The sequence below is a fragment of the Actinomadura miaoliensis genome (genome assembly GCF_039536785.1).
Lineage (GTDB): Bacteria > Actinomycetota > Actinomycetes > Streptosporangiales > Streptosporangiaceae > Spirillospora > Spirillospora miaoliensis.
Window position 1 is genome coordinate 49,800 of record NZ_BAAAZG010000035.1, and the last position, 6,397, is coordinate 56,196.

Below are 6,397 nucleotides of genomic sequence, written 5' to 3' on the forward strand. Positions count from 1 at the left end.
GGGATTGCGGTCGGCTGCGGTGGCCGGTGCGGGCGGCTCATCTCCTCCGCATGAACTCATCGAAGCCTGCGGCGTACTCGTTGAACGGGACCGACAGGGCCCAGGCGCGCTGCTGCCACCGCACGGCGTCGCTGACGCGCTCGGGGTCGTTCACGAGCTCGGCGGACAGGAAGGTCCCGTGCCTGCTGTAGTTCATGAGGAGCAGCCGGTGGGAGTCGAAGAGCCAGTAGTCCAGCCGGGGAATGCCGTCCGGCCATTGCCCCGGCTGGATCGGAATGACCCTGACGTCCTCTCCTGCCGCGACCGTGTCGCGATAGCACCAGGCCGCCTCGAACCGCAGGTAGTCGGTCAGCGGCTCCTCCATGACGTGGACGCGCGTGAAGCTCTTGCCGAGCCGCCGCCCGGCGCGGACGCGGTCGGCCCAGCTCGCGATGCCGGGGAACTGGCCGCGTGCCCTGCCCGCCCGGAAACGCTCGAACTCCTCCTGCTCGTAGGAGACGTCGTAGGACTGCCGCGTCTCCAGGCGGTACGCGGTGCTCTGGAAGTCGTCGAACAGGCGGCGGAAGCGCTCGTCCCTGAGCGAGTGGAACGTGGTCGCGGATGGGCCAGCCATCATCGGTGCTCGCGAGGTTCGGTGATGTTCTCCGGAGCCTGGTCGGACGGCCAGTGCGCGGGGAACTTGTGGGCGATCAGCCAGTCGCTGACGTCGGCGAGGCGGAACACGGGGCTTTCGGAGGTTCCGCCGATCGGCTCGGGGAAATCTGGGTGCCGGCGGCGCCAGGTCACCACGGCGGCCCGGCCGACTCCGGCGAGGCGGCCGATCTGAGCGAGGTTGATCGGGTCCGGCGCTTTCGGCGGGTCCTGCGACATTCGGTGCTTCCTTCCTCTGTGATCTGTGGTCGTCGCTGGCGCCCGGAATGCTGCCGGGCGGTGGCGGGGATTCGGCGGGTCAGCGCGTGGCCTGCTCCAGCCCGCCAGAGGGGATGTTGTGGGTCCAGTAGTAATCGGCGGCGCTGTGCAGCAGCCGCATCGTGAACTCGTCGATCGCCACCGGGGGGTCACCGAGTCGGGCGATGGGCAGCCACAGGTGATCGATGTTCGAGCCGTCCAGGTGGACCTGGGCGCGGTCGGCGGCGATGAGAAGGTTGAACTGGATGTTCTGGAGGGGCTGGCCGTGGTACACGCTGTCGAACCAGATCGGCCCGAGGTTGTGCAGCACCCTGCCGCCGATCCCAGCCTCTTCCTCCAGCTCCCGCAGCGCCGCCTGCTCCAGGCTCTCCGGGGGCTGGATCTTCCCGGCGGGGATCGACCACGCGCCCGGCATGAATGTCTCGTCCAGGCTTCGGCGCAGCAGGAGGATGCTGCCCTGATGGACGGTGAGCGCGGCCACCAGCACGCCGAACACCCGGCCGGTGAGCGGGCCGAGCCACACGTCCTGGGAGGGCGCTGGCGCTGGCTCGGTTCCTGCCGGGCTGCTGCCAGCGACGGCGGGACTGGCGGGGAACTCCGCTGCCGAGGGCGCGTGGCCGGTCACCGTGCGGGCGAGTTGGAGCGCAGACTGGCCGGGGCAGCGCTCGGGCATCTGGCCGAGGTCGCCGCAGGCGCGGCATGACCAGCTGGCGGTGGGCCGTTCCTCGATCTGCCGGGGGCCGGGGCCCCACATTGCGAGCGCGGTCAGATGCAGTGCCAGCTCGATGAGAAGGGGATGGGCGTCTGCGGTTCGGCGGAGTCCTGCGGCGGCGGCCGCCAGCTCTCGGGCGGGGGCGTTGTCGTGCAGGGACAGGGAGGCAGCGGTGACGGTGCGTGAGATCTCGTCACGGACGTGCAGCGTCCAGGTCCCGGTCGCCAACCCGGGCAAGCGCCAGGAGGGGCCCGCGATGAGGCCCTTGTCGGTGACCCGGTACAGGGCGATGTCGATGCCGTGGCAGTGGCCGGAGGGGGAGACGTCCTCGTCGTAGTGCAGCAGCCAGTCACCGAGGGCGGCCTCGATCTTGCTTCCGAATCCGGCGTTGACGAATTGGCCCTGGAAGGCGAGCTCGTTGGGACGGCTGGCGTCGATGCCGGTGAGCCATTTCATCCAGGCTTTGCCACGGCGGTAGTGGTTGATCCGGCCGGGGAGGGTGACGATCACAGGGGGCTCCGCTGACTACTGGTTGATGGTGAGACGTCCGAAGCTGAGGCGGGTGCGGTCTGTGGCGGCGGCCTCAGGCGGGATCTGAACCGGGCCGCCGCCGAGGGTCACTCGCCGCGCAGGGCCGCCAGGGCCTTGTCGATGACCATGTTGTGGCGGGCGTCGGCCAGGGCGTTGTGCAGCCCTTCGGTCTGGGCCGGGAAGTCCGGGTCCCCCAACCGGTGCATCTCCTGCCGGAGGTCGGCGGTGTACATGGGGATGCCCTCGGGCAGGTGCATCATCGGCCCCCAGAGCTGGCAGAGGGCGACGTGGTCGTAGGCGGCGTAGTACGCCCACAGCTCGACGTCCGGGGTGTCCAGGATGAACCGCTCGACGGCGCGGGCGATCTGCGCTCGCGTCCACACGTCCGGGTGATCGGTGTCGAGCACGCCGTGGGGCGGGAGGCCGTCGCGGTACTGGCGCGGCGGCGTGGTCGGCAGGCTCGGCCACACGTGCTCGCGAAGCCAGGTGTTCTGCAGCAGTTTGCGCTGGTCGAACTCGCTGGAGACGGCGTAGAGCTCACGGCCGTCCTCGGCGACCATGCCGATGCTGACGAGGTCGATCGTCTTGCCGTCCACGTCGATGAACTCGGTGTCGTAGAAGACCTTCACGCTGTGCTCCTCTCTGTCGTCTGGTGGATCACGATGCTTCGGACTCGGTGTGGGCGGGGCGGTGCTGGACGGCGAGCTCGTGGACCGAGCCGGTGCGGTCGGTGACTCCGGCGGCGGCCAGGCCGGCGGCGCGGGCGGCGCGGACGTCGCTGATGCGGACGACGGCGCCGTTGCCGGACAGGATCTGCCGGTCGAGGTGGATCTGCTCGCCGATCTTGATGCGCTTGGCGATGGCCTGGCGGGAGACGCCGAGCATGCGGGCCTGCTCGTTCTGGGAGTAACCGGGCTGGCCGTTGGCCCCGGCCTGGTTGGCGAGGAACATGCCCCAGTTGACCGCGTCGCGCAGGGTCTGCTCCAGGTCGCGGAGATGGACGAGGGCGGCGGCGTCCTCGCCGATGCGGCGGCCGTAGCCCCAGATGATGCGCTGGAGCATGGCGACGTAGTCGCTGGTCTCGGTGATGCGGCCGCTGCGGTTGCGGGGGGTGGCGTAGCGTCCGGTCATGTCGTCGTCTCCATTCGACCCCTGGTGCGTCTTCTAGTTTGGCCTAAGTCAGAGTTTCAATCAATTAGTTTGGCCTAATTGGGGAATAGCAACTCGCGGTTGCCTCTCCGCGTGTCTGGCTGTCAGGCGCCGACGCGGGCCCAAGTCGGCGCGACCGGGGGCTCAACCGGGGCCTCGACCGAGGGCTTCTCGGCAGGCGGCTCGACCGTCGCGGCGGAGCGCGGACCGGACAGCGCTCGCAGCATCGGCGCCGTTTCCGGGGATGCCGGTGCGGGCCCAGCGTCCTCCGGCATCGGCTGCGCCGCGTCGGTGACCTCCACCCGCTTGCGCGTCCCCCAGGACGAGTCCCGCATCGTCCCGATCGCCCACAGCCGCAGCGGCACCAGAAGCACCAGGTTCATCACCGCGTACAGCGGCGCGGCCAGGAACGTCGCCACGCGCTCGCGGCGCGGCACCCGCGCCGCACCCCGCATGTAGTGCAGCGACCGCACCCAGGCCGCCGCGCACACGTACGCCAGGTAGGACACGGCCAGTGCCCACCACTGCGGCTGCAGCGCCAGCGTGGCCACGGCGACGATCAGGGCGCCGGTGAACAACATCCAGGTGGCTAGCTCGATCAGGTTCAGCCACCAGCACGGCCGCCGGGGAGAGGTCGCGACCATCAGCAGGCTCTCCCGCAGGAAGCTCTTGGTCCACCGTGTCTGCTGCCGCAGATAGTGGGGCAGCCGTTCCGGCACCGCGGTCCAGGCGACGGCGGCGGGCTGGATGATCGCTCGGCCCTCCATCAGGCAGTAGAAGGTCAGCCGCCGGTCGTCCCCGGCGATGGCGGGCCGGAACAGCCAGTCCTGATACAGGAAGTCGGTGAGGTTCCTGCGCACCACCGGCCCCCGGTACAGCGCCAGCGAGCCGCAGGCGCACAGCACGCTGCCCAGCCGGGAGTAGGCGACGCGCTCGCCGAGGAAGGCGTTGACGTACCGCATGTCGATCAGCCGGGTCAGCAGGTTGGTGCTCCGGTTGAGCGCCAGCACCAGCCCGGTGACGCACTGCACGCGCGGATCGGCGAATCCCCGCAGGGCCTGCTCGGTGGCGTCGGGGGCGAGCACGGTGTCGGAGTCGACGCACATGTAGATGTCGGCACGCCAGGAGCGTTTGAAGCCCGCGGCCAAGCCGTGCCGCTTGCCCTGGTTCTCAGTGAACTCGATGACGGCGTAATCCACGCCCAGGGCGCGGAACGGTGCGGTGTAGGAGTGCGCGACGGCAACGGCGTCGCGGTCGACGGAGGCGTCGTCGACGACCGTGATCGCCTGGGGGAGGCGGGTCTGCGCCAGGAGGCTGTCCAGGCAGCGGCGCAGAGTGGCGGGGTCCTCGTTGTAGACGGTGATGATCGCGGCGGTGACCAGGTCCGGGGCCTGGCCGGGCAACTGGGGCTGGCGGCGGCGTGCGATCGGGATGGACAGCAGCAGCTTCAGGAGCAGCACGCTGCCGACGCAGGCGCCGTACCAGCCGATGTGGCCGGTGATCACGCTGAGCATTGGGGGGTCCTGTTCGCTGTTTCCGGGGGATGTCGGCCCGCGGGGCCGGTTTGATCGTCGCGGAGAAGGTATCGCAGTGACTGGTAATGGCCAGTCATGGCCAGTAATGACAAGTCATTTGCGCGGTCGGCGTCTGGGGATGGCTCGCTGCGGGGAGCCCTGGCCGGGGCGGCCGGTGCGGGCGTGCCGCCCCCTGCGGCCCGGCCAGCCCGCCAGCCAGGCGAGCAGGCCGAGCGCAGACAGCGCCGATACCGCCACGAGCGTCAAGATCGTGTCGATGGTCCGGTGCAGGTCGAACAGCGAAGCGAGGGCGTCCAGAAGGAAGGCCGCCCGCATGCGCTAGCGGGAGGGGCCGAGCCGGAACCACACCGTGCGGCCTCCGTCGCATCGGTCCCGTGTGCCCCAGTCGTCGGACAGGGCCTGGACGATCAGCAGGCCGCGCCCGTGCTCGGTGTCGGGGGAGGGGGCGGCAGGGGCCGGGACGGTGTCGCCGCCGGGGTCGCTGACCTCCACCCGCAGGGAGCCGCGGTCCCATCTGGTGGTCATGCGGATCCGCGCGCAGGGGTCGGTGGCGGTTTCGTTGCCGGCCGCGCGGGCGCGGGAGTGCTGGACGGCGTTGGTGAACAGCTCCGACAGCAGGAGCTCGGCCACGCCGAGGTCGATGCTTGCGCCGATGGCCTCCAGCCAGCCGCGCAGCCATCGGCGGGCGCAGGTGACGGAGGAGTCGGCGGCGGCCCAGGAGACGGCCGCCAAGACCGGTCCCTGATCGTCACGGGCACGGTCTGGTACGGTTTTGGCGAGTGCGGGCATGGGCGTCCGTTCCGGAACCGATGCCGGAGATGTCGCCGCCTGGTAATGGTTGTGGTCCGGGGGTGTCGTGGTGGTCACCCGGGATCACAGGTGCGGCGGCGGCCGGTGACGGTCCCTGTAGGGGATGAGTGTTGACGGGCGTCCCTCGGGTCATGGCTCCTGTGGTGGTGGGCCATGGTCCGGGTCTTGCTCCCGGCCGGGGTGGGGCGGAAGCGAGGGGTCAGCGCCACTTCGTGGGCAGCGCTCTGCGGGCGGCAGATCCTCTGTTGCCGGGTCGTCCAGGATTCGCAGGACGGCCAGCACGTCCCCGTCTTCCTGCCTCTCGGCGCGGACCAGCACGCGCGCGGGGCTGCCGTTCTGGAAGACGGCTCCCGTCGCGCCGGGCTCACTGGCATGCAGCGCCTGGCTGAGCTGAATGACGGCGTCGGGGAGGTCCGGCGTCGTGCCGCACTGATCGAGGTCGCCGTCCCTGATGGTCAACCAGGAAAACGGCGGACCAGTTCTGTGCGGTTCGCTTGCACTGGCCGGTACCTGTGGGACCGTGAGGTCGTGCAGAGAGGCTGGCATGGTGATCACCGGTGGCGGGGTTGAGGGCCTGTAGTAACATCCTCGCTGTAATCAATACACAAATCAAGTATTGATTACTGATCATGGCCGAATCTGGCCAAGATCGTTAGTCCTTCGTTCGACCGCTGACGAGGATTTGCCCATGTCGCCACCGCCCTACATTCCGTCCGTGCGAGCACGCAGACTGGCACGCAGCCTGCGGGAC

At 69.8% G+C, this 6,397-nt stretch carries 8 protein-coding genes; all 8 read right to left on the reverse strand.

All coding sequences use genetic code 11. The annotated features are described in order from the left end of the window. Positions 1 to 37 precede the first annotated feature (37 nt). Positions 38 to 616, reverse strand: a complete 579-nt coding sequence (locus ABD811_RS23555; protein ID WP_344951583.1) for a DUF6879 family protein — start codon at positions 614 to 616, stop codon at positions 38 to 40. After that, positions 613 to 870 carry a hypothetical protein gene (locus tag ABD811_RS23560; RefSeq protein WP_425549451.1) on the reverse strand — a complete coding sequence of 86 codons (258 nt, stop codon included), beginning with the start codon at positions 868 to 870 and terminating at the stop codon, positions 613 to 615. Before ABD811_RS23560 ends, ABD811_RS23555 begins: the two co-directional genes overlap by 4 nt. 79 nt (positions 871 to 949) lie before the next feature. After that, a complete protein-coding gene (locus ABD811_RS23565) occupies positions 950 to 2,131 on the reverse strand; it encodes an NUDIX hydrolase (protein WP_344951585.1) in 1,182 nt (393 codons plus the stop codon). A 107-nt stretch (positions 2,132 to 2,238) separates the two neighbouring features. Further along, positions 2,239 to 2,781, reverse strand: coding sequence for a hypothetical protein (locus ABD811_RS23570; protein WP_344951588.1), 543 nt, complete (start codon positions 2,779 to 2,781; stop codon positions 2,239 to 2,241). A 28-nt stretch (positions 2,782 to 2,809) separates the two neighbouring features. Next, entirely contained in the window at positions 2,810 to 3,283 is a 474-nt protein-coding gene (locus ABD811_RS23575) for a hypothetical protein (RefSeq protein ID WP_344951591.1), read from the reverse strand. 122 nt (positions 3,284 to 3,405) lie between these two features. Then, positions 3,406 to 4,815, reverse strand: coding sequence for a glycosyltransferase (locus tag ABD811_RS23580; RefSeq protein WP_344951593.1), 1,410 nt, complete (start codon positions 4,813 to 4,815; stop codon positions 3,406 to 3,408). 114 nt (positions 4,816 to 4,929) lie between these two features. Then, entirely contained in the window at positions 4,930 to 5,151 is a 222-nt protein-coding gene (locus ABD811_RS23585) for a hypothetical protein (protein WP_344951596.1), read from the reverse strand. A gap of 3 nt (positions 5,152 to 5,154) precedes the next feature. Further along, the gene (locus tag ABD811_RS23590; RefSeq protein ID WP_344951599.1) at positions 5,155 to 5,568 is read right to left on the reverse strand and encodes an ATP-binding protein; all 414 of its coding nucleotides are present in this window, start codon (positions 5,566 to 5,568) and stop codon (positions 5,155 to 5,157) included. Between the last annotated feature and the right edge of the window lie 829 nt (positions 5,569 to 6,397).